We start from the raw sequence: 22,989 nt of genomic DNA, 5'->3' as shown, positions 1-22,989 counted from the left end.
GGATTCCTTCGGCTGAGTGCGGGCGTGGTCCGCCCTGGATCAATCAGGGATGCGTGCCTGAAGCACGCTTCTGACTGTAGCAGGAAAAGCGTGCGCGGGGCACGCTAATCTGGAGGCGTGAAGAACTCGACGGGACATGACATCGCCGATGCACTGGGCCCGCTCCTGAGGCCGAGCACTCGCACCCGCCTCCACGCCCAGCTGACCGAGGGACTGGGGAAAGGGGTCGACGACCTCACTTACCCAGTTCTCAGCGGCCTGGCCCGAAGCAGTGCGTGCAGCGCCGCCGGCCTGGGCCGGGAGATCGGACTGGACCGCACCACCGTGACCCGCCGCGCCGACCGGCTGGAGCAGGCCGGCCTGCTCCAGCGCCAGCCCGACCCGGCCGACGGCCGCGCGACCCTCCTCGCACTCACCGAGCAAGGTCACAACATCGTGTCGGTCACCAGACAGCGGCTGGCGGCCGGCATCGAGTCCTCGCTCGCCACCTGGCCCCCGGCGGACGCCCAAGCCTTCGCACACCAGCTGCGCCGCTTCGTCGACGAGGGCCCGTTCGCCGAACGCCACTGACCGCCACCGACCCACCGAGGCCGGCCGGTTCGGCGCGCGTAGGCCACCCGGCGACGTCACTCACCCGGCTGACGGTGAGGCGGGGGCAGGCTCGCGAATGATGCAACCGTCAGCCAGCCGCCGAGGCTGCCGGACTCTGCGCCGACGCCACCCGCGCCCGCCGCGGACACATCCGCCTCCTGCGGCCACCACCCCACCGCCGCCCGCCTCGCCTCACCCGCACGAGCGGCCGGCACCAGGCGGACGCGAGAACACGAAGCACAGCACAGCGCCCGACTCCCGACCACCACCGCACCCACCACAGGACAGGCCCAGGAAGGCAGGTCGAAGCGGTGACAACACCGTCACCGCCCCTCTGGCCCACGGGAAAGGCGGACAGCGAGCGCCGGGGCCGTCGCCCGGACACGCGCCTGTACCCCTGAAGCGGCCGACCGCCTCGACCGCGCCGAAGGCCCGGAAGAGTCGGCGATCCCGTTTCGCAGCTTCGCTACTCAGTGGTACCGTGTAGCAGTACTCGGTACCACTGAGTACTACCAGGGCTGAGGAGCGAGCACCCGCGATGGACGACCTGACGGAGATGTTGAAGGGCACGCTCGAAGGGTGCGTGCTCGAAATCATCGGCAGCGAGGAGACCTACGGGTACGCCATCACCCGTCGGCTGAACGAGCTCGGCTTCACCGACGTCGTCGAGGGGACGGTGTACACCATCCTGCTGCGGCTGGAGCGGAACGAACTCGTCCAGGTGACCAGACGGCCGTCCGGGGTCGGTCCGCCGCGCAAGTTCTACGCGCTCAACGATGCCGGACGCGAGGAGCTCGCGAGGTTCTGGGCGAAGTGGCAGTACGTCTCGTCGCGCATCGACAAACTCAGGGAGGGCGGGAGATGAACTTCTGGGAGACCGTCACGGGCAGTGATCTCACCAGGGAGTGGAAGGCCTTCGAAGCCCGGGCCGAAGCCCTGCCGGAGGACTACCGGGAGGCATGGGGACAGATCAAGGGCCACCTCGCCCCCCACGCGAACGTCAGCGGCCGCAACCTGGTGCCGATCCTCGACGCCGCCCTGGGGCTGCTCGAAGAAGCGGCGGCAGACGGACAGGACGTCCACGAGGTGCTCGGCGACGACATCCGGGGCTTCTGCACAGCGTTGGTCGGCGGAGAAGGGGCCCGGACCTACCGCGACCGGTGGCGCGAGCAGTTGAACAGGAACGTCGCAAGGAAACTGAGCCGGCTGGGAGGCTGACATGAGCGTCCGGGACATCATCGAGGGCAAGAAGCAGTGGCGGGCGCACATGGCCCGGGTCAAGGCCCTCCCGCCGGACTACCGGATCGTCTACCAGGAGATGCAGAAGTACCTGTTCAAGGTCGGACCGGTCGACCTGCCGGACGGGCCCCTGCTCCCCGGCATCGTCGACTTCTTCGAGGAGGGCGTCGCCGAGGGCAAGGGCGTCCTGGAACTCATCGGCACCGACGTCGCCGCGTTCTGCGACGACCTCATCAAGGACTCTCCCACCCACGCGGACGTCTACCGGGAGTCCCTCGGCGGGGCGCCCGGCGCGGACGGGAAGTGACGCCCACCGACTCCAGGTCCGCGATCCAGCGGTGCCCCGGGCGGACACGCGCGAGCAGCCCGGCCAGGGCCTCGCGCGGGGCCGCGGACAGGTACGGGACACTCGCCTCGAAGTCCGTCCGGTCCTTGGGGCGCGCGTGAATCGCCGTCGTCCCCGCCCTGAGCGGCTGACCCCGAACCCACACCGACAACTGCTCCCTCGGCAACGTCGTCGGCCTCGGCGGCTGGCCGCCCCTGCCCGCACCCGCGGCCCGCGGCCGAACCGGTCGGGGCGAGCCGCGGGTGCGCCGTGCACGGGTGTTGGGTGTGGCTCTTCGGGCGCTGGGGCGGGGTGGTCAGGGGTTCGCCGCGGGCCCGCCGCCGAAGACCACCCGCGTGGCCCGGACCACGGTCACCCCCGCGGCGCCCCCGGCCCGTCGCCCTCCGAGCTCGGGTGCAGCACATGGCGGGGGGGGGGGAGGAGGTGCGCCCTGGCGCCCTCCTGGACGAACCGGGCAGCGGGGTGGTCACACACCAGGAGGCGGCCCCACCGGAGCGGGGAGTATCGGGGCCGGATACCGCTTGATCGACAGGTGAGGGAAGGCTGGACGGGCGAACGCGAGTGAACCCCTGTTGACGTGGAGGGTTCGGCTATTGCGTGTCGGTGGCGATCACGGTCCATGCCTTGGCCGAGGTGTCGTCCAGCCGCAGGTCGAAGGTGAAGGCGATCGGCCTGCGCTTGTGCGCGTCACCGCGCAGTACCTGCTCGGTGCGGCGGTCGACTTCGTAGTAGACGCCCTGCGCGTCGACCGCGACGCGGAAGACGACCGGGTCGCGTGAGACCAGCGAGCGCACCGTGACCGATGTGACGGTGGCCTCGCGCAGGACGGTTCGGCGGGCCGTGCGGACGGGGGTGAAGTCGAGGCTGCCGTCGTTCATGACCCACTCCTCGAGGAACCGCTCGACGGCGACCTCGAGAACCGCTCTGTCGAAGCGTCCGTCGAGGACGCTCAGATCGCCGGCGGCGGTGTCGGCGTCCGTGCTCCACGAGATGTTGGTGAGGGAGAGGATGTCACTCGCCCCGGTGACCGTGCTCTTCTGCGCGACCTCGAGCACCGCGTCCCGGGCGACCTCTTTCTGGTCCCAGCCGTCGGTCTCGATGGCGCTGCTCAGGTGGTGCGCTCCCTCGGCGGCCTGCTCGAGTGAGGACACGATCCACTCGCCGGCCGAGCTCTTGCGCAGTGTCCAGTACTCGACCGGGCGCGTCGAGCCGTCCTTTCGCTCGGCCTGCCGGCCGTCGCCGCGGCGTACGTAGTCGCGGAGCGTCGCGGTGATCCGGAAGGTGACGGTGTCGTTCACCTCACCCGCCCGGTTGGCGACGTCGACCAGCTCGACCACCGGACCGTCGACGACCTCCACGACGTTGACCTCGCCACGCGACTCGTAGTCGCGCAGTTCCTCGGCCCACTTGCCGTACAGCACCGGGGACAGGATCCGCTGCAGCGTGGCGTGATCGTGTCCGGTCCAGGCCCGCTGGGCCGTCACGTACAACCAGACGGCGCGGCGCTCCAGCGCCGCACGGTCGAAGGTCGCATCGGTGTCGGCGATGGCATCGACCCGGGCCGAGACCCGTGCAGCGCGCTCGCGCGCCTGCGCGTCCGCGCGGTGCGCCGTGCGGTCCGAGACCGTGTTCAGGCCGCCCGCCAACGCCGCCTTGCGGCGCCGGGACCTGAGCCACAGGACCAGCAGGACCACGGCCACGATCACCAGCACGGCGACGAGCCCACTGCTACCGGCTCCGAAACCGGTCCCGAAGCCGACTCCGGAGCCGCCGCCGGTCGACCCGTGGAAGCCGCCACCGCCACCACCGTGGCTGCCACCGCCCCCGCCGCCCCCGAACCCGTGACCGCCGCCCCCACCGCGGGCATACGCGACCGTCGGGCTGCTCAGCGCGACGGCTCCCGCGACCACACATATCCACCGGCGAACGCGCACCGGACCTCCCTCAAGAACCGCGGACCTTCCAAGCAGGCGCAAGCGTACAAGCCGGGAATGTGCGGGAAGCGGTCGGGCGCAGCGGTCCGGTGGCTGCGGCCGGTCTGCGATGTCGGCGGGTTCCGTCGGGCGCACGCAGCCGGCCCCGGCGCCCGCCGGCCGGGGTGTGAGGCCGGCAGCAGCGGGGCGCGAAAGGTCAGATCATGCCTGCGTGGCCAGTTCGACCAGTGTGGTCCGGGCTGCTCCGGCAATTCTGGCGGGATGCGCAGCCAGCAGGGGGAAGCGCCCCAGCGTGACCACGGAAACGGGATTCCGCGGGTAGTCGTCCAGGGACCACTCTTCCTCACCCGCGTGAAAGAAGAGACGCCAGCGTTTGCCCTGGTGCTGGATCTGCACGAACCCCTGGTGCTGGGAGTCATCAGGGTCTTCGAAGATTTCAGCGGTGGTGCCGGGGACGACCAGGTCCGCGAGCAGTTCCGCCGTCTGGTGGAGGGCTTCGGCGAACGTGCTGGGCATGGGGCGCAGCAGAGGGATGGAGGAGAACTGGGCGAAGAGGTGGTCCGCGGTGCGCGGGGACGGTTCGAGCTTGAACAGATCCGCTGCCAGTTCGATCGGCTCGTCCGGGTCGTCGTCGAACCGGGGGAGGCTCACATCGCCGCGTTCTTCCATGGCCTCCAAGACATCGAGCAGCCGGCTTTTCGCTTGCTCGGCGTGGTGCTGAATGGTGGTCAGGGCTGCGGCGACGGCGCCGGCCTGCTCGGGAGTGTGCAGAGCCCAGGGAGAGGTCAGCAACGCTGCCAGCCCGTTTACGCTGGCCATGGCGGTGCCTGCGAGCCATGCTGCGGCTTCCGGTCGCCCTTCCGAGTCGGTGACGTCGTCGACGTCGCATCCGTTGTAGGTCTCGCCGACGTCCTCCAGCAGTTCCTGCCAGGATGTCCTGCTGGTCACCGTGGTGAGTGCCTCGCTCATGGTGGTTGCCTTCGGTCCGGGTCCGGTATGTGCCCAGGTGGGCTCGTGGTCGCGATCACGGCTGCGGCGCCGGGTCAGTTCGGCTCAGGGTGACTTCGTGACCTGGTGGGGCCCGGCCCGAGGTCGGCGAACGGGTCGTCGCGGGGCCACCTTGTCGCATCACCGTCCGGTTGTCCCGGCTTTCCCCGAACGAGTGAGGCCGGCTGCCGCTCACGCCGCCCCGGACCGGGCGGCGTGGGCGCGGCGAGTGCGGGGCGGTGGCGCCGTTCGGCCACGCAGCCAGCTTGACTGGCGCTCACCCGGCCGGGCACCGAGCAGGGTTCAGCCCATGACCGCGCCCTTGCCGACGCCGATGAACTGCTCGTACGAGGCGCGGTACTCCCTGAGCGCCTCTCGACGAAAGGGCGCCAGTTCCTCCGCCGTGAGCGGGGCGGTCCGCGCAGCGATCTCCCCCAGGGACTCGCCGGCGCAGGCGGCAGTCAGCGAGTACCCGGGGTTCTGGTCGCAGCAGACCTGAACCAGTGCCGCACGAACACGGGGGTCGTTGCTCTCGCACAGGTACATGGCGGCGTCCACTCGCTCATCCTCACGCGCTGCGGGATCCATCACGAGCTTGATCAATGCCTCAGTCCGCCACATCTCCATGCGGACATCCTGCCCGATCAACCTGACGAACGGTACTGATCAGGCGCGCGGGGCGAACGGGGCGAACGGGGCGAACCTTGCCTGATACGGCACTCCGCGCATACGTCTTCCACGGAACCGTCGTCGTCGCATCAGTCCGACTCCGGCTCCGACGATGATCCGCCGTACAGAACGCAGTTCGCCTGGCCCCGCTTCTGGAAAAAGCTGACCGTCTCCACGGCCAGGGATACGAGAGCGGGCGAGGAGCAGCGGGCCGATCGGCACCGGTGGCCAGGAGTACGGTCCTGGCCGGGGGCGACTCCCGGAGTCTGCTCCCGGACGCGGTTTCGTCCTGGGCGCGGACGAACTCCCCTGCCCCCGAATGGTCCTCTTGATCGAGGCCGGGAATCGCCGGCGCCATTCATCGGAGAGGTCCTTTCGTGTACGAGCATGCACCGCACAGCCGCTTCCCGCTCTCCCGCCGGGGCGGCCGACACCGGGCGGTGGCGGTCGTGACCGCCGTGGCCGCCGGGGTCATGACGGCCGGGGCACTGGCACCGACCGCGGCGTTCGCGGGCGGCAGGCCGGACAGCGTCCAGTCGAGCCTGAACGCGCTGGTGAAGGACGACGGCATGCCCGCCGCACTGGCCTCCGTCAAGGGCCGCGACGGCCACACCCGCACCTACACCGCCGGCGTCGGCGACCTCGCCACCGGAGCCAAGGTCCCCGTGGACGGGCAGATACGCGCCGGCAGCAACACCAAGACCTTCACCGCCGTCGTCGTCCTCCAGCTCGTCGCCGAAGGAAAGGTGGGCCTCGACGCGTCCGTCGACACCTATCTCCCCGGCCTGCTGCGCGGCGACGGCATCGACGGGCGCCACATCACCGTCCGCCAGCTGCTCCAGCACACCAGCGGCCTGCCCGAATACGTGGACAAGGACTCGATCCTCACCAGTCCGAAGCGGTACTACGAACCGCGTGAACTGCTCGACCTGGCCCTCGCCCAGAAGGCCCACTTCGCCCCGGGTACGCGCTGGGAGTACAGCAACACCAACTACCTGATGGCGGGCCTGATCATCCAGAAGGTCACCGGACGACCGCTCGGCGAGGAGATCAACCGGCGCATCGTCGACCGCATCGGCCTGCGCCACACCTACTTCCCCACCCCGGGGGACATGAGCATCCACGAGGCCCACCCCAAGGGTTACAACCAGGAGGCCGACGGCTCGCTCCGCGACTACACCGAACTGGACCCGTCCTGGGGTTGGGCGGCGGGCGCCGTGGTCTCCACCAACACCGATCTCAACGCGTTCTTCACCGCGCTCATCGGCGGCCGCCTCCTGCCCGCGGCGCAGCTCGCCGAGATGCGCACCACCGTCCCCGCCGAGCTCCTGGGCCCGGGGGTCCGCTACGGGCTGGGCCTGATGAGCCGGCCGCTGTCGTGCGGTGGCGTGTACTGGGGCCACGGCGGGACCATTCCGGGCTTCGAGAGCGCCGGGGGCGCCACCGATAACGGCCGCGCCGTCAGCATCACGGTGACCACGATCCCGGGTGACGCGGTCAAGCAGCACGTGGGGGCCACGGTGGACTCCGCCCTGTGCCGCTGACCCTCGCCCGTCCGGCCTGAGCATCCGCACCGGTACGACCAGCGGGTTCTGCGCGCACCTGCGCGCAGAACCCGCGCACCCCACCAATTCCTCACTCCAGCACAGGAGTTCCTCCGTGAAAGAGCACGTACAGCACAACCGGGCCGACCGACGCCGCCGTGGCCGGCGCGGGTTGGCGGTAGCCGTGGCCTCCGTGGCCGCCGGCGTCGTGGCGGCCTCGGCACTGGCACCGACCGCGGCGTTCGCGGGCGGCAGGCCGGACAGCGTCCAGTCGAGCCTGAACGCGCTGGTGAAGGACGACGGCATGCCCGCCGCGCTGGCCTCCGTCAAGGGCCGCGACGGCCACACCCGCACCTACACCGCCGGCGTCGGTGACCTCGCCACCGGAGCCAAGGTCCCCGTGGACGGGCAGATACGCGCGGGCAGCAACACCAAGACCTTCACCGCCGTCGTCGTCCTCCAGCTCGTCGCCGAAGGAAAGGTGGGCCTGGACTCCCCCGTTGAGACCTACCTGCCGGGTCTGCTGCGCGGCGACGGCATCGACGGGCGCCACATCACCGTCCGCCAGCTGCTCCAGCACACCAGCGGCCTGCCCGAATACATGGACGCCCCCGCGCTGTCGGACTTCACCACGATCCAGTACCGCTACTTCGAGCCCCGTGACCTCCTCGACGGCGCCCTCGCCCAGAAGGCCCGCTTCCCCGCGGGTACCAGCTGGGAGTACAGCAACACCAACTACATCGTCGCCGGACTCCTCATCCAGAAGGTCACCGGGCGGCCCGTCGGCGAGGAGATCACCAAGCGCGTCATCGACCGCATCGGCCTGCGCCACACCTACTTCCCCACCCCGGGCGACACCGGCATCCACGAGGCCCACCCCCAGGGCTACTACCGCAGCTCGCCGGACGCGCCTCCGATCGACTACACCGGGATGGACTCCTCGATGGCCTGGGCGGCGGGGGCGATCGTCTCCACCAACACCGATCTCAACGCGTTCTTCACCGCGCTCCTCGGCGGCCGGCTCCTACCCGCGGCGCAGCTCGCCGAGATGCGCACCACCGTCCCCGCCGAGCTCCTGGGCCCGGGGGTCCGCTACGGGCTGGGCCTGCAGAGCAAGCCGCTCTCCTGTGGCGGCCTCCTCTGGGGCCACGGCGGGACCTCCCCGGGCTACCGCTCGCGCGACGGGGTCACCGACGACGGTCGCGCCGCGACCATCACGGTCACCACCATCCCGGGCGGGGTCGGCGCGCAGCACATGGCGGACGCCCTGGACGCGGCCCTCTGCCGCTGACCCACTCCTCGGCGTGTACGGGGTTCCGGACACCGGGCGGACGGCCTCGCGGCTGCCGTGGACGAGGGCCGCGAGCCCGGCCGCGACGTGCGCCACTACGTCCACAGCGACGGCAGTACACGCCCAGGCCCCGGCGGTCACGGAACATCACAGCAACTCCGTGACCGCCGGGGCCTCTTGTCGCTTTCCTGCCGGGACACCCGTCCGTGCGTGTCTGCGCGACCTCTCCCCCGGGCTCGGCTCAACCCTGCCCGACCCGGCCCGCTTCAGCCCGCCGTGTTCGCGCGCCGGGCCTCCACCAGGCCTGACTCGTAAGCCGCGATCACCGCCTGGGCGCGGTCGCGGACACTCAGCTTGGCGAAGATGCTGGTGATGTAGTTCTTGACCGTGGAGACGCTGATGCCCATCGCCGACGCGATCTCGGCGTTGTCGAGGCCGGTGGCCAGCAGGTGCCACACCTCGATCTCACGGGGCGTCAGTTCGCCCAGGTTGGACACCGGCACCGGCGACGGCGACCGCGGCAGTCGGGGCGTGGTGACGTATGTGGAGATCAACCGGGTGAGCAGACGCGGCGCCACCGCCGCCTCACCGGTGTGCACGGTGCGCACGGCCGCCGAGAGCTCCTCCGGGGAGACGTCCTTGGGCAGGAACCCGGAGGCGCCGGCGCGCAGGGCGGCCACCACGTACTCGTCCATGTCGAAGGTGCTCAGCGCCAGGACCCGGCATGCGGGCAGCTCCCGCGCGATCCGCTCGGTCGCCTGGACCCCGTCGAGAACCGGCATCCGGATGTCCATCACCACGACGTGCGGCCGGTGCCGGTGCGCGAGGTCGACCGCTCGCTGCCCGTCGTCCGCCTCGGCCACCACCTCGAACGCCGGGTCCGGTGCCAGGATCAGGGCCAGGCCCCGCCGCACCAGCGGCTGGTCGTCCGCAATCAGCACCCTGATCCGCTCCGCGGTTCCCGTCATCCGAGCTGTTCCTCTCCGTCGGCCGGCGCCACCGGCAGGCTGGCCACCACCCGGAAGCCACCACCGTCGACGCCGCCGGCCACCATGCTGCCACCCTGCAGCGCGACGCGTTCGCGCATGCCGATCAGACCGTACCCGGTGCGGCCCGCCCTCGGCGCCGCCGCACCCCCCCGCCCCCGTCAGGGATCCCACCAGGGTGTCGGCCGGCGTGGCGGCGCCGTTGTCGGACACCTCGACGGTGACCCGGTCCGGGTGGTACGTCAGCTGGACCCGCGCCTGGGCCCGGCCGGCATGCTTGCGGGTGTTGGTGAGGGCCTCCTGGACGATCCGGAACACCGCCAGGCTGGTGCTCGGCGGTAGCGGACGCTCCTCCCCCAGGACGGCGAACTCCGTGGGCAGACCGGCCCTGCGGGCCTCCTCGACGAGCCGTCCGAGGTGCCCGACACCGGGCTGTGGCGCGGACGGCGCCCCGTCCGCCTCCTCCAGCGCGTCGCCGGCCCGGAGCACGTCGAGCAGTTGGCGCATCTCGCGCAGCGCCATCCGCCCGGAGCCCTCCAGGGTGACGAGGGCGTCGCGCACCACCTCGGTGTCACCCCCGAGGTTCGCTCTGGCACCGCCGGACATGCTGGTACTGGTCCTTTCGGTGGCCGGTCGGCACTGGCCTTCGCCGGTTCACCGCGACCGTCATCCGTGAGTCGTGTGCCGTGAGCCGTCAGCCGTGTGCTGTCCCCGCAACGGCCCGCGGTCCCCGGAGGGGAAGCGTCCGCGGTCCATTCTCGCTGCGGGCTCCCGGCCCCGGGCAGGCACCTCGGACCGATCCCCGACCAGGCCCCTGGTCCTGGTCAGGGCCGTGTACCGGGCCCAGGTCCTGACGGCGTTCTCCTCCCCCGCTCGGACGAGAACGCCCGGTACGCCGTGATGGTCTGGTGACGTGCCGGAACTCCCCGGCCACAGCACCACAGCCGGAGGACATCGTGATCCGCGCCCTGACCGGATTCTCCACCAGGAATCCGTGGAAGGTGATCGCCGTATGGGCGGTCCTGGGAATACTCCTGACCGTCCTGAGCCAGACCTTGATCTACCGGGTGACCCAGACGCAGACGGCCGACTTCCTGCCGAAGAGCTACGACTCGGCCGCCGCGATGGAGATCGCCCACGACCACTTCGGGACGAAGCCCGACGCCAACCCGGTGACCATCCTGGTCGCGCGGACCGACGGCCGGGCGCTGACCCCCACGGACCACGAGCAGATCGACGCCGGGGCGAAGCGGCTGAGCCGCCTGAAGGTCACCATGCCCAAGCCCAAGGACGCGGCGCTCCTCCAGCGGGACTACTCGCAGATCCCCCAGGTCAGTCCGGCCATGGCGGCACCTGACGGAACCTTCGAGCTGCTCTCCGCCAACCTCACCGGAAACTCCGCCGACCCGGGTCTGGAGAACACCTTCCGGGCGTTCCGGGACAACGCCCGGGCGGAGTTCGCCGCCCAGGGGCTGCGAACCGGCTTCACCGGCGCGCTCGCCGACCAGGTCGACTCCGCCGACGACGGGAAGACCCTCTCGATCATTGCCTCCGCCTGCTCCGTCGCCCTGATCATGCTGCTCCACGTCCTCGTGTTCCGCAGCGTCCTGGCCGCCCTGCTGCCGCTGATCACGGTGGCGCTCATCAGCGGCGTGGCCGCCGGCGCGGTCGTGGGCACCGCGCTGCTCACCGGCATCAAGCTCGACACCTCCGTACCGAGCCTCATCGGCGTGGTACTCCTCGGCATCGGCATCGACTACTTCCTGTTCCTGATGTTCCGCTTCCGCGAGCAGCTGCGGGCCCGACCCGATCGCCACCACCGCTCCACCGCCGCCGAGGTCAGTCAGAAGGTCGGTACCGCGGTCGCCTCGGCCGCGCTGACCATCGTCGCCGCCTTCGCCACCCTCGGGGTCGCCAGCTTCGGCCAGTTCCGAGTGCTCGGCCCGGCCGTCGCGGTCTCGGTCCTGGTCATGCTGCTGGCCAGCCTCACCCTGATGCCCGCCGTGCTCGCGGTCTGCGGACGCAAACTCTTCTGGCCCTCACGTGCCCTCAAGGCCGAGCCCCGCGGCGGCATCGCAGCCCGATTCGCCGACCTGGTGGCCCGACGGCCGCTGACCATGGTCCTCGCCTCGCTCGCCCTCCTGGGCGCCCTGGCCGGCGGGCTGGCCGGGATCAAGATGGACTACGGCCTGGGCGGCGGCCCACGCACCGCGTCCCAGACCACCGCCCTCGAAATCTCCCGCGCGCTGCCCGCCGGCGTGGCGGACCCGACCAGCGTCTTCGTCGAAACCAAGAACGCCGGCCCCCTCTCCCCCGGCGCACTCGACGGCATGGCCCAGCGCCTCACCCGGGTCGCCGGCGTCGGCCAGGTGGCCGAGCCGGTCCTGAGCGAGAGCCGGCGGGCCGCGCGGATCGACCTGTTCCTCACCGAGGACCCGCAGTCCCGACAGGCCCGCGACCTGGTCTCCGGCCCGATCCGCGCAGCCGTCGCCCAGAGCACACCCGCCGACCTGACCGCGCACGTCGGCGGCACCCCGGCCGTCTTCGCCGACGTCTCCACCGCCGTCAGCCGCGATCTTCGGCTGGTCTTCCCGGTCGCGGCGGTACTGATCGGGGTGATCCTCCTCCTGCTGCTGCGCAGCCTGCTCGCACCAGTGATCCTGATGCTCTCCGTGACCCTCGGCTTCGCGGCCACCCTCGGCGCGGCCGCCCTGCTGTTCCAGCACGCGATGGACAAGCCGGGCGTCAACTTCACGCTGCCCCTGGTCCTGTTCCTGTTCGTGGTCGCGCTCGGCACCGACTACAACATCCTGATCAGCGACCGGATCCGGGAAGAGATGGAACACCCCGGGCCGCCCCGGGCAGCAGTCGCCCGCGCCCTCCGGCACACCGCCCCGGCCATCGCGACGGCGGGCCTCGTCCTGGCCGGCTCCTTCGCCAGCCTCGCGGTAACCCCGCAACCCTCCACCCAGCAGATCGGCTTCGCCACCGGGCTGGGCATCCTGCTCTCCGCGTTCCTGCTGTCCATCGTGCTGGTGCCCGCCCTGGCCGCGGTCCTCGGCCGCAGCCTGTGGTGGCCCCTGCGCCCCGGACTCACGACCACCCGACCCACCCCCCAGCACCCCACGGACACACCGCACTCGCCGTCGCCGCCCTGGTCCCAGTGGCCCGCGCCGCCGCACCAGGACACCCACCCCTACCCCCGGTCGTACGCGCCGCAGGAGGAACAGGACACAGACCCTTCCTGGGCCCGACGGAGCCATCACTCGTAGGACGCGGCCGGCTCGGACGAGGACACCGGGCGCAGCCGCCCCAACGCCTCGGACACGGTGCTGGTCATCGTGGTGGCACCGGCCGGATCCGCCGGCAGGCGCGAACCGGCGCGACTGGCGACCCGGTGCCCGTCAGCGCTGACGACGAACTCGGGGGCGATACCGGGTAGTGCGCACCCAGGAGGTGCCTTCCGCTGGTACGACGGAGACCTTGGACAAGTCTCATCGTCCCGGCGCAGAAGGCACCTTCTGCTTTTCTGGTCGTGATCGGCACGCACCTCGAAGTGAAACGCGCAGGCTAGCGGTGCTCCGGCAACGGGGCGTCGGCCGATCCGGCGGCCCCAGCCGACCGGCGCCACCTGCCACCGTCCACCTGGCCGGGCTCCGTATCGCCGGCATCCTCGTGTGGTCCGCCCGCTGATCCACAAGAGAGGGCCTGGTCGGCCGCCTGGCGCTCGCGTGCGGCCCGGACGGCCAGCACGTTGTCGACCAGCCGCGCGGCGTCGACCACCGGATCCATCGGCGCGGACAGCAGCGCGCGCACGTAGGCCGGGGCCAGGACCAGTTCGAAGACGTCCGTCCAGGTCAGCACGGTGGCGCCGGCGGCGTCCAGGCTGGCCTCGATCTGGCGGATCCGGGGCTCGGCGAAGTCCAGTGCGTCCCGCCCCTCGCCGCCGGCCCGCAGCAGGGCCCGGACGAAGGCCAGGTCGCCGGGCCGGGTCAGGTCGGTGAGCAGGTTGGTGATCCACGTCTGCAGGTCGGCCCGCAGGTCGCCGGTGGCGGGCAGCGGCGACCGGCTGCCCAGTTCGTCCACGACCGCGTCGATGATCAGGCCGTCGGCGGTGCGCCAGCGCCGGTAGACGGTGGCGAGGTGGACGCCGGAGCGGGCGGCCACCTCCGCGATGTCGACGGTGCCGTCGGCGGATTCGGCCAGCAGCTCGCGGGTGGCCGCGCGCACGGCCTCGCGGGTGCGGGCGGTGCGGCCGCCGGGTCGGGCTGTCCCTGATGCTTGCGTCACCACCCCATGCTATCGCGAAACTCTTGCGTTAGGCCGGCGGCAGGTCTACGTTAAACGCGAATCCTTCGCATCAGTGAAGCGAGGGACACCCGAAGACCGAAGCGGAACCGGAGGACCTCATGGCACACGTACTCGTCGTCGGCGGCGGCATCGCGGGCGACACCCTCGCGCTGCTCATGGAACGGGACGGCTGGACGGTCACCGTCGCGGAGATCGCGCCGGCCCTGCGCACCGGCGGCCAGACCGTCGACCTGCGCGGCGACAGCCGGGAGGTCCTGGAACGCGCCGGCCTGCTTCAGCAGGCCCTGGCCCGCCTGGTGCCCCAGCGCGGCGTGGCCTGGATCGATGCCCGGGAACGGCGCCTCGCCGAGATGCCGGTGGAGGCGTTCGACGGACGCGGCTTAGTCTCCCGCGAGGAACTGCTGCGCACCGACCTCGCCCGGATCATCCACGAGGCGACCGGACCTGGCGTGACGCACCGCTTCGGCGAGACGGTCGAAACGCTGGAGGACACCGGCACGGGCGTGCTCGCCCGCTTCCGCAGCGGCACGCAGGAGGAGTTCGACCTGGTGGTCGGCGCCGACGGCGCCCACTCACGGGTCCGCGCCCTGCGGTTCGGGCCGGAGGAGGCCTACCGCAAGCCCCTCGGCCTGGCGCACGCCTGGTTCACCCTCACCGAGCAGCCCACGACGCCGCCGCTGGACGGCTGGTTCCTCATCCACAACGCGCCCGGCCGCCGAGGCGTGGAAGCCCGCCCCGGCCACCCCGGCGAGCAGGAGATCGGCCTGACCTTCGCCGCCGACACCCTGCCCCCGCGGCGCGACCGCGACGCCCAGTTCGCCCTGCTGGAAAGGACGTTCGCCGACATCGGCTGGCGCGCCGCCGAGTTCCTGGCCGCCGCCCGGCAGGCCGACGACTTCGCCCTGGACACCTACGACCAGGTGCACGTGCCCCGTTGGCACACCGGCCGGACCGTCCTGCTCGGCGACAGCGCCTGGTGCGCCAGCCCGCTCAGCGGCCTGGGCACCGCCCTCGCCCTGCGCGGCGCCGCCGAGTTGGCGGCCGCGCTCCACGCCGCCGGCGCACCCGGCGACACCGCCCGGGTGCCCGCCGCACTGGCCGCCTTCGAACAGACGATGCGGCCCAGGACCGCCTCGGCGCAGCAACTCCCGCCCGGCCGGGTGGTGTCCGCGGCCCCGAAGTCCACCCTGGGAATCCGGGCCAACGCGCTGATGATGCGCGCACTCCAGTCGAAGGCCGCGCGCCCGCTGGTCAAGCGGGCCTTCGCCGCCTCCGAGCACGGCCGCACCGCCACCCCCACGGGAGCACCGCGGCCCACCCCCGGCCCCTGACCCGGCAGGGCCCCGCCGGACACTCCCGACCCTCTCCTTCGGATCTTGCCGGCGCACGACGCCGGGCGCACCCGCCAGCCGCGTCCCCAACCTCTCGGGTCGGAACATCTGGCAAACCCCTGTGCTGAAGCAGCCAACCCTGATGGACAACGCGACGTAATCTCGGGGGTGGTGTCGAGTACTGACACGCGATCTCTCGACCAATCGCTGCTGTCACCCGTGGCCTACTTGATCAAGTACTTCCGCGGGCGAGTGGGTGCAGAGAAGGCCGGTGTCCGGGCCGTACGGGTGGGTGCCGCAGGGCGTCGAGGAGAGCGTGGGCCACGACCGTTCATGATCGCGGTTCTGGTGACGCTCCCGTGGCTCTGGCACGGAAAGTGATCCAGAACCACGGTTCAGCCGGCGCCGGCAGAGGGGACGAGACCCTTTGAGTGAAGAACCGGGGCAAGGCCGCCTGATTGGCGGTTCGCTGGCTGCCGGGGAGTTTTCCAGACCATACGTTCAACTCCGGCGCTCACGGCGGCGGCACTCGTGCGCAGAGTCCGTCCGCACCTGCCACAGACCACGAAGCCAGGAGGAACAGTCATGCGCCTGACCCGCTGCGCTCTCGCCGCCGCATCGGTGGCGGCTTCCGTCTCGGCCTTCGGCCTGCCCCTCTTCCTCATGGACCGGACGTCCCACGGTTCCGATGCCACGCGGGTCCGCATGGTCGGAACCTCCGGCACGTCGCTGAGCGCGGCCGAATCGTCCGGGCCACTCTCCACGAATCCGGGCCCGCAGGAATCAGTGCGCCCCTGTCACAGCTACGGCGGCCCCTACTGCGGTTGGGTGGGAGCATACTGGGGTGGCTGTGACAGGGAGTGGGGCCTGAGCTACGGGATCAAGAACCCCAACTGGATCTGCCCCCACGACCCCCGTCCGAGCTCCTCGGCCACGTCGTCCCCCTCCGCAAGCAGCAGTTCCTCCTGACCGGTTCCGCCGGGAGGCCGGCCGTTCGCTATCGCTACGGCTGGGTCGGCGGCACATCGGGCTCCTGATCCGATGTGCCGCCAGGGGTCGAAGGTGCTTCCGTTCGCTGTTCCGGCCGAGTGGCACGCTGCCGACGGCGTCGGCGAAGCCAGGCCGCAGCCAGCGCTCCCAGAACCGTCAGCAAGCCGCCGGCCGCGATCCCGATGCGCTTCGCGCCCAGGCGGCCAACGCTCCCACCTACAGCCACGCCATCGGGCGGAGGAGCGAGGCTGGTGCCGCCGTTGGCGAGAGCCTCCGGCGCGGGCTGACCGTTCTGCGAGTGGTCCCCTCCCTGGGGCGACGGGGCGTCGGACGGGCCACCCCCGTCGGCAGCCGCACCATCGTGCGGACGGGCGTGGTCATCGCGGTCACCGTCGTCGTGGTGGCGGTGGTCGTCGTCGTAGTAGTCGTCGACGCAGCGGGCGGCTGCGAAGGGAAAGACTCGCTCGTGGCGATCGAAGGCCTTCACCACGAAGACCGGGTGTTCCCTGAAGAAGCCACGGATCTGAAACTCATACTGGTTGCTGGTCTGGGTGGGGTAATTCACGTTCAAATACGTTGAGACGGAAAAGCTGTCCCATGGTGCCTCCGGCGACGCGGACGAGGACGACGGAGTCCCCTGGAGAACGAGAGCCTCCGGCCCACGCCGACTGTTGGTCAGAATCGCCCTGAGGGTTCTGTCGATGAGCACGACGCGGCGGGGGCTGAAGCAGTGGCGCCAGGGACTGTACTGATGGCGGTACCCCTCCCCATCCCCTTCTCCTGCCCCTTCCCCGTCCTCTTCCTGGGGCCACGGGGAGCCGGGCGCGTGCAGTGTGGACACCTGCGCGGCGACGCCTGCAGGCACAGGAGCAAGAGCGATGGCCGCACCGGCCAGGGATGCTGCAACCCAGGGTCGAAGATTCATCAGATGACCTCCATAGGTGGCGGACGCGGGCAACCGCCTGCTGGGCGAAACAGTCGAGTGTCAGAAGAAGTTAAGAGGGCTCGACTCGTCACATCGTGAACATTTTCGGGGAGCCGCACCCTTGTCACTCAGCCGCAGCAGTTTCGCGCCCGCCCGGCCGGAGCTCTCCTCCAGACTGCGGAAAACCCCACTGCTTCTCATGCCATCCGCTGATTCTCGATCGACCACAAACACGCAGGCCACACAGTCCGTATACACCGTGCCACCGACACCGCCGGCACCGGCACCGGCGCCCACCCCACACACGAGCCCAACGTCGCTGCTCCCAGGCGTCCCTGCTCGTCGTCGGCCATCGCGGCCTCGGCGGCTTCGAAGGCGCCCTGCTGGGCTCCGTCGGGCAGTACTGCGTGCAGCACGGGCGGTGGGCACGATGGCGCATTCGTACATCGAGGCGTTCGGCGACGAAGCGACCGCGTTTCCGTGCGTTCGCGCGCGCCCATCCCGGCCCGGTGACCTTTCTGGTGGACACCTACGACACCGAGGTCGGCGTCGCGGTCGCGGCCCGGGTGTTGCGCGAACTGGGCCTGCACGAGGGCTGCGCGGTACGTCTCGACAGCGGGGACCTCGGCGCGCTCGCCGTCCTGGCCCGGCGGATCCTGGACGCCGCCGGGCTGCCCCGGCTGAGGATCACTGTGAGCGGTGGGCTGGACGAGTACGCGGTGGAGGAGCTCGTGTGCACGGGCGCGCCGATCGATCTGTTCGCCGTCGGCACGCTGGTCGGGGTCGCGGCGGACGCCCCGTACCCGGACTCGGCCTACAAGCTCGTCGCCTACGACGGCCGGCCGATGATGAAACTCTCCACCGGCAAAGTGACCGCGCCGGGGGCCAAGCAGATCCACCGAGCGCCCGGATTCGCCGACACCGTCGCACTGGCCGACGAGCCCGCACCGGCCGGCCCCGTCCGCAGGGGCACGGTGGAGCCGTGTCGGTTGGGCGCGACGAGCCCGACCTCGACGTCCACCACGCCGGGGACGGCACGCACCAGCGGTTCCATCACCGGCAGTGCCGAAGCGGCGGGCAGCGCCCCGCTCAGCGTGATCCGGCCCTCGCCGACGCCCGCGGCGACCGCCGACACCCAGCCGGTGATGGACCGTGCCGGGCGGCTGGTGCCGGTGACGGCTGCACCCGGGGGCCGCGAAAGGGGAGGGGAAGAGCCCGGCCGGGGCACCACCGGCACCGCTGCTTTCACAGAGATCTCACAAGAATGCCTCGTACCGTGCCCGGACCTGCTGGCGTGAGAGGGCGGCGCTCACGTCTCGACACGAGTGAGGACAGGTGCGATGGAACCAGGGCACGTCCTGGGCGGGCGGTACACGGTCTTGGCGCTCTTGGGGCGCGGGGGCATGGCAGAGGTGCACCTGGCTCGGGACCAGCGTCTTGACCGCCTGGTGGCGGTGAAGGCCCTCCGACCGGGCCTGGCCGCCGACCCCACCTCGCTGCTCCGGTTCCGGCGGGAGGCCCTCTCCACGGCTTCGCTCAACCACTCCTCGATCGTCGCGGTCTTCGACAGCGGTGAGGAGGCGCTGGGCGAGGGGGTGCTGCCATACCTGGTGATGGAGTACGTCCAGGGATGCGCCCTTGACGAGATGCTGCGCCAGGGCCCGTCCTTGTCGCCCGCGCGGGCCCTGGAACTGACGCTCGGCGTGCTGGAGGCCCTGGAACGCGCCCATGCCCAAGGCATCGTGCACCGTGACGTCAAACCCGCCAACGTGATGGTGACCCGGGACGGGCGGACCAAGGTCATGGACTTCGGCATCGCCCAAATCCTTGCGATGGACGCGACGGCCCTGACGCACGGCTCCGTGGTCATCGGAACGGCGGCGTACCTGTCGCCCGAGCAGGCGCGCGGCGAGTCGGTGGACGTGCGCTCGGACCTGTACTCAGCGGGCTGCCTCCTCTACGAGCTGCTGACCGGGAGGCCGCCGTTCACCGGCGAAACACCCATCGCGGTGGCATGGCAGCACGTCAACGAGGAGCCGCCACCGCCCTCGGCGTACGCGCCGGAGCTGCCGGAGGTGTGCGACGGTCTCGTGCTGTCGGCTCTGGCGAAGGACCGCCACCAGCGCTACCAGACGGCCGCCGAGATGCGCATCGCCGTGGCCCGCGCGCTGGCCGCCGTCGTCGCCCGTACGCACGCGAGCGACGTGCTCACGACCTGTCGCACTCCGCCTGCCTCGGACCATGTCTCGGCACCGGTCGGACCCGAGCCCGGCCGGGTCCAGCGCACCCGCGGTCCGCGGCGTGGCAGACGGGCGAGACGCGGCGTCCTTGCCGTGGTGCTGTGCGCAGCCGCGTGCGCGGCCGCCGCAGCGTACTCGGCGGACGGCTCGCCACCCGCGGGGCGAGCCATCCGAATGCCGGATCTGGCAGGCAAGAGTGTCGCCGACGCCAGACTGAGCGTGCAGAGCTCCGGACTGCGGGTGTCCAGGGTGGTGGAGGGCGCCTGCCCCACACCGGGACTGCCCGTTCATCGCGTGTGTGGCCAACTGCCCGCCTCCGGCGACGCGGTCACCCGGGGCAGCGCCGTCGTGATCGACGTTCCGGCGCCGTCGAGCCCCGCCGCGCAACGGTGAACCGGTCAGGGCGTCGCCCGGGTGGGCATTCGACGTAGGAGCGGCAGGCCGGGCGGCCGACACACGACATGGAACCCAACCACCGCGAAGGAAGAAGCACCCAACGATGCCGACGCACACCTTTCGGAGGCGGATCGCAGTCCGCGAGCGGGCTGTCCGGCGCTGGCTGCCGATGGCGTTCCGTACGGCGGGCTTCCTGCTGATGCCATGGATCGTCGTACTCGCGATGTCGGTGAAGGGGCGCTTCGGCGCACGAAACCTCTCCAACTCCTGGGTGTGGCTGGACGTCATGGAGGTGGCGGCGCTGTTCCTGCTGGCCCGACTGGTGCGTCGCCGCCACCCGGCCACCAGTCCGACGGCCTCGGCCACCGCCGTCCTGCTGGGCCTGGACGCGTTCTTCGACCTGTGGTCGGCACATCGAGGCTCCGACTACCAGCTCGCGCAACTGCTCGCCTACGTAGCCGAGTTGCCGAGTGCAGCCATTCTCGCCACGCTCTCCTGGTATGCGCTGCCGTGGGCCGCGTCCGCCGCGCCGACCGCAGGCCCCGAGGTTCCGGCGCCGCCGCCCCGGCGTGCTGTGGTGTGGTGACATGCACGGCGCCGAGGGTCGCGGTCGCAACCGGCAGCACCGCAGCCGGCGCCGCACTGCGATCGGCTGCGCCACCGCGTGGGACGTGGTGATGAGTCGGCCAGGCTGAAACGCCCCGCCGAAGGTCAGCGCCAGTGCTACACCGATCGCATCCGCGCGACCGCCCGGCGCCGTGCCGCCCGGTCCCCTGGCGCCACCCCGCGCACGGGTCCCGACTCCGATGAGAAAGCTCTCATCGGCCCGTGCCATCGTGGGGCCCGGCAAACGGCGGGGAGGCAGCGAGGAGAGAACCCATGGCGGTCGGTGACAGTACCGGGACGGTGCTGGTGGTGGACGACGACGACACGATCCGCCGGTCGCTGGAGCGCGGCCTGCGGCTGAGCGGGTTCACCGTGCGGACGGCGGACGGCGGGCTGCCGGCGCTGGAGCTGGTGACCACCGAGCCGCCGGACGTGCTGGTGCTCGACGTCTCGATGCCCGACCTGACCGGCACCGAGGTCTGCCGCCGGCTGCGCGACCAGGGCGTCGACACGCCCGTGCTGATGCTCTCCGCACTGGACGAGCTGGCCGACCGGGTGGCCGGCCTGCAGGCGGGCGCGGACGACTACCTGATCAAGCCGTTCGCACTGGAGGAGCTGGTGCTGCGGCTGCACGCCCTGCTGCGCCGCCGCCCGCCGGCCGGCGCGGGTGCGGGCGGCCGGCTCGACGGACCGGGCGGCGAACTGCTTCGGGTCGGACCGCTGGAGATCGAGCCCGCCACCCGCCAGGTGCGCCGGGACGGTCGGCCGGTGCGGCTGACCCGGCGCGAGTTCGAGCTGCTGGAGTACCTAGCCCGCAACGCCGGCCTGGTACTGACCCGCGACCAGTTGCTGGACCGGGTCTGGGGCTACGACTTCGAGGTCCGCACCGATGCCGTCGACACCTTCGTCAGCTACCTGCGCCGCAAGCTGGAGGAGGGCGGCCGCCCCCGACTGATCCACACCGTGCGCGGCGTCGGCTTCGTGCTGCGGATGCGGGAGGCGGACCAGTGACCGGCGCCACCCCCGCCCCGCGCTCGATGAGCCTTGCCACCCGGATCGCGATCGGCGCCGCGCTGCTCGTCCCGCTGCTGGTGCTGGGCACGGGCGCGCTGCTGCTCGGCCTGGTCACCCACGACCTGCGCGCCCAGCAGGACACCAAGCTGCGCGACCGCGCCGACGCCGTGCTGCCCGCCTCCCGGGCGCTGCTGAACGCGACGCAACAGGGCCGGCTCCGGGTCGAACAGAACCAGCGCCGCAACCTGCTGGACGACGCGCTGGACGTCGGCATCCGGGTGGCGGACGCGAACGGCGGCCAGGTCACCCAGGGCGGTCCGATGCCGGGCCCCGCCTCGGCGCTGCCGCAACCCGCCCACGGGAACACCGGCGGCCCGGTCACCGTGCACGTGCAGGGCCGCGCCTGGCGGGTGCTGGTCCGGCAGGTAACCGGCGCCGACCCCGGGACGCTCTGGGTCGCGGCGCCGGTGTCCGCGACGGACCCGCAAGTCGACGCGGTACGCGGACGGATCCTGTGGGCCGCCGTGCTGGCCGCACCGGTCTCCGGCCTGCTCGCCTACGCCCTGGCCCGGCGCGCCACCGCCCCGCTCAGCCGGCTCGGCCGCCGGGCAGCCGCCCTGGACCCACGCGCCGGCGCCGCCGACTTCGGGCACCGGCGCAGCGGAATCCGCGAGGTGGACGAGCTCGCGGTCGCGCTGGAGAGCGCACTGTCCCGCTACGACGAGCAGGTCGCCCGCACCCGACAGGCGCTGGAGACCGCCCGCTCGTTCTCCGCCGCCGCCTCGCACGAGCTGCGCACCCCGCTGATGGGCCTGCAGACCAACCTGGACGTGCTCAGCGCGCACCCCGACCTGCCGCCGGGTGACCGCACGGAGATCACCGCCGACCTGCGCAAGGACCACCGGCGGCTGCTCGACCTGCTGACCGCGCTGCGCACACTGGCCCGCGGCGACCTGGTCGAGGAGGAGGCGTTCGGACCGCTGGACCTGGCCGAGCCGGCCGCGGCTGCGGTCGCCGAGCTCCGCAGGCGGCGCCCGGAGCTGACGGTCACAGCCCTGACCGCTCCCGACGTCACCGAGCCGGACGGCGGCGGGCTGCGGGTGCACGGCTGGGAGGCCGGGCTGCGGATCGTCTGCGACAACCTGCTGGCCAACGCGGCCGTGCACGGCCACCGACCCGGGTTGCCGGCCCGGATCGTGCTCGGACTGCACCGGGAGGCCGGGCAGGCGGTCCTGACCGTGGACGACGACGGGCCGGGCATCCCGGTCGAGGACCGCGCGGCGGTCTTCGACCGGTTCCACCGCCGCCGGGACAGCCCCGGCTCGGGCCTGGGGCTGACCCTGGTCGCCCAGCAGGTGGCCCTGCACCGGGGCACGGTCACGGTCACCGAGCCACCGAGCGGTAGCGGCTGCCGCATCGAGATCCGCCTGCCCCTGGCCGCCCCGGACGCCCCGACCCTGCCCCTGCCGACCCGCCGCCACTGGATCAGTTCCACGGGGGCGAGCGGCTGAGCGGGCCGCGGAGGCTCGCGGCCCCGGCGACTCACGAGGAGTCCACGGCTCACAAGGAATCCACAAAGAGGCCCTCTA

The 22,989-nt window shown here is 71.7% G+C and carries 18 protein-coding genes and 3 pseudogenes; 15 read left to right on the top strand and 6 right to left on the bottom strand.

Going from position 1 to position 22,989, the window contains the following annotated elements; genetic code table 11:
* Positions 1-117: 117 nt before the first annotated feature.
* The 4 genes from ACH4J0_RS32995 to ACH4J0_RS32980 all read left to right on the top strand — a co-directional run bounded on the left by ACH4J0_RS32995 (position 118) and on the right by ACH4J0_RS32980 (position 2,137).
* Positions 118-570 carry a MarR family winged helix-turn-helix transcriptional regulator gene (locus ACH4J0_RS32995; protein WP_396244631.1) on the top strand — a complete coding sequence of 151 codons (453 nt, stop codon included), beginning with the start codon at positions 118-120 and terminating at the stop codon, positions 568-570.
* Between the two features lie 559 nt (positions 571-1,129).
* Positions 1,130-1,456 (top strand): PadR family transcriptional regulator, encoded by a 327-nt coding sequence (locus ACH4J0_RS32990; protein ID WP_396244630.1) that lies wholly within the window; start codon positions 1,130-1,132, stop codon positions 1,454-1,456.
* On the top strand, positions 1,453-1,809 hold the full coding sequence (locus tag ACH4J0_RS32985; RefSeq protein ID WP_396244628.1) for a DUF1048 domain-containing protein: 357 nt from the start codon (positions 1,453-1,455) through the stop codon (positions 1,807-1,809). The genes ACH4J0_RS32990 and ACH4J0_RS32985 overlap by 4 nt, the downstream gene beginning before the upstream one ends.
* 1 nt (position 1,810) lies before the next feature.
* A complete protein-coding gene (locus ACH4J0_RS32980) occupies positions 1,811-2,137 on the top strand; it encodes a DUF1048 domain-containing protein (protein WP_396244627.1) in 327 nt (108 codons plus the stop codon).
* 629 nt (positions 2,138-2,766) lie between these two features.
* Here the strand turns inward: ACH4J0_RS32980 and ACH4J0_RS32975 are convergent.
* The 3 genes from ACH4J0_RS32975 to ACH4J0_RS32965 all read right to left on the bottom strand — a co-directional run bounded on the left by ACH4J0_RS32975 (position 2,767) and on the right by ACH4J0_RS32965 (position 5,655).
* Positions 2,767-3,888 carry a Tim44-like domain-containing protein gene (locus ACH4J0_RS32975; RefSeq protein WP_396244626.1) on the bottom strand — a complete coding sequence of 374 codons (1,122 nt, stop codon included), beginning with the start codon at positions 3,886-3,888 and terminating at the stop codon, positions 2,767-2,769.
* 423 nt (positions 3,889-4,311) lie between these two features.
* Positions 4,312-5,079: a hypothetical protein gene (locus tag ACH4J0_RS32970; RefSeq protein ID WP_396244625.1), complete on the bottom strand. Its 768-nt coding sequence runs from the start codon at positions 5,077-5,079 to the stop codon at positions 4,312-4,314.
* A gap of 321 nt (positions 5,080-5,400) precedes the next feature.
* Positions 5,401-5,655, bottom strand: a complete 255-nt coding sequence (locus ACH4J0_RS32965; RefSeq protein ID WP_396244623.1) for a hypothetical protein — start codon at positions 5,653-5,655, stop codon at positions 5,401-5,403.
* A 488-nt stretch (positions 5,656-6,143) separates the two neighbouring features.
* Between ACH4J0_RS32965 and ACH4J0_RS32960 the strand changes: the two genes are divergently transcribed.
* Complete coding sequence (locus ACH4J0_RS32960; RefSeq protein WP_396244622.1) at positions 6,144-7,310, top strand: serine hydrolase domain-containing protein; 1,167 nt, start codon at positions 6,144-6,146, stop codon at positions 7,308-7,310.
* Positions 7,311-7,425: 115 nt separating this feature from the next.
* Positions 7,426-8,601: a serine hydrolase domain-containing protein gene (locus ACH4J0_RS32955; RefSeq protein WP_396244620.1), complete on the top strand. Its 1,176-nt coding sequence runs from the start codon at positions 7,426-7,428 to the stop codon at positions 8,599-8,601.
* A gap of 266 nt (positions 8,602-8,867) precedes the next feature.
* On the opposite strand, the gene ACH4J0_RS32950 is transcribed toward ACH4J0_RS32955, so the two are convergent.
* Positions 8,868-9,569, bottom strand: a complete 702-nt coding sequence (locus ACH4J0_RS32950) for a response regulator (RefSeq protein ID WP_396244641.1) — start codon at positions 9,567-9,569, stop codon at positions 8,868-8,870.
* 201 nt (positions 9,570-9,770) lie between these two features.
* Positions 9,771-10,094 (bottom strand): annotated as a pseudogene (locus tag ACH4J0_RS32945) (sensor histidine kinase); the annotation flags it as partial.
* Positions 10,095-10,543: 449 nt separating this feature from the next.
* Here ACH4J0_RS32945 and ACH4J0_RS32940 point away from each other — a divergent pair.
* Positions 10,544-12,859 carry an MMPL family transporter gene (locus ACH4J0_RS32940; protein WP_396244618.1) on the top strand — a complete coding sequence of 772 codons (2,316 nt, stop codon included), beginning with the start codon at positions 10,544-10,546 and terminating at the stop codon, positions 12,857-12,859.
* A gap of 298 nt (positions 12,860-13,157) precedes the next feature.
* On the opposite strand, the gene ACH4J0_RS32935 is transcribed toward ACH4J0_RS32940, so the two are convergent.
* Positions 13,158-13,877: a TetR/AcrR family transcriptional regulator gene (locus ACH4J0_RS32935; protein WP_396244617.1), complete on the bottom strand. Its 720-nt coding sequence runs from the start codon at positions 13,875-13,877 to the stop codon at positions 13,158-13,160.
* Positions 13,878-13,996: 119 nt separating this feature from the next.
* On the opposite strand from ACH4J0_RS32935, the gene ACH4J0_RS32930 reads away from it, so the two are divergent.
* The 8 genes and pseudogenes from ACH4J0_RS32930 to ACH4J0_RS32895 all read left to right on the top strand — a co-directional run bounded on the left by ACH4J0_RS32930 (position 13,997) and on the right by ACH4J0_RS32895 (position 22,911).
* The gene (locus ACH4J0_RS32930) at positions 13,997-15,229 is read left to right on the top strand and encodes an FAD-dependent monooxygenase (RefSeq protein WP_396244616.1); all 1,233 of its coding nucleotides are present in this window, start codon (positions 13,997-13,999) and stop codon (positions 15,227-15,229) included.
* Positions 15,230-16,592: 1,363 nt separating this feature from the next.
* Entirely contained in the window at positions 16,593-16,799 is a 207-nt protein-coding gene (locus tag ACH4J0_RS32925) for a hypothetical protein (RefSeq protein WP_396244615.1), read from the top strand.
* A 440-nt stretch (positions 16,800-17,239) separates the two neighbouring features.
* A pseudogene (locus ACH4J0_RS32920) lies at positions 17,240-17,521 on the top strand (hypothetical protein); the annotation flags it as partial.
* A gap of 41 nt (positions 17,522-17,562) precedes the next feature.
* Positions 17,563-18,442, top strand: a pseudogene (locus ACH4J0_RS32915) (hypothetical protein); the annotation flags it as partial.
* 42 nt (positions 18,443-18,484) lie between these two features.
* Positions 18,485-19,777: a protein kinase gene (locus ACH4J0_RS32910; protein ID WP_396244614.1), complete on the top strand. Its 1,293-nt coding sequence runs from the start codon at positions 18,485-18,487 to the stop codon at positions 19,775-19,777.
* A 106-nt stretch (positions 19,778-19,883) separates the two neighbouring features.
* The gene (locus ACH4J0_RS32905) at positions 19,884-20,366 is read left to right on the top strand and encodes a hypothetical protein (protein ID WP_396244613.1); all 483 of its coding nucleotides are present in this window, start codon (positions 19,884-19,886) and stop codon (positions 20,364-20,366) included.
* A 293-nt stretch (positions 20,367-20,659) separates the two neighbouring features.
* Complete coding sequence (locus ACH4J0_RS32900) at positions 20,660-21,397, top strand: response regulator transcription factor (RefSeq protein WP_396244612.1); 738 nt, start codon at positions 20,660-20,662, stop codon at positions 21,395-21,397.
* Complete coding sequence (locus ACH4J0_RS32895) at positions 21,394-22,911, top strand: sensor histidine kinase (RefSeq protein WP_396244610.1); 1,518 nt, start codon at positions 21,394-21,396, stop codon at positions 22,909-22,911. The genes ACH4J0_RS32900 and ACH4J0_RS32895 overlap by 4 nt, the downstream gene beginning before the upstream one ends.
* Positions 22,912-22,989: the final 78 nt, after the last annotated feature.

Origin of the sequence: Kitasatospora sp. NPDC017646, assembly GCF_044329365.1 — a bacterium.
Taxonomy (GTDB): Bacteria; Actinomycetota; Actinomycetes; order Streptomycetales; family Streptomycetaceae; genus Kitasatospora.
The sequence above is the reverse complement of the archived record's forward strand: the minus strand, read 5'-3'. Positions and strand labels throughout refer to the sequence as shown.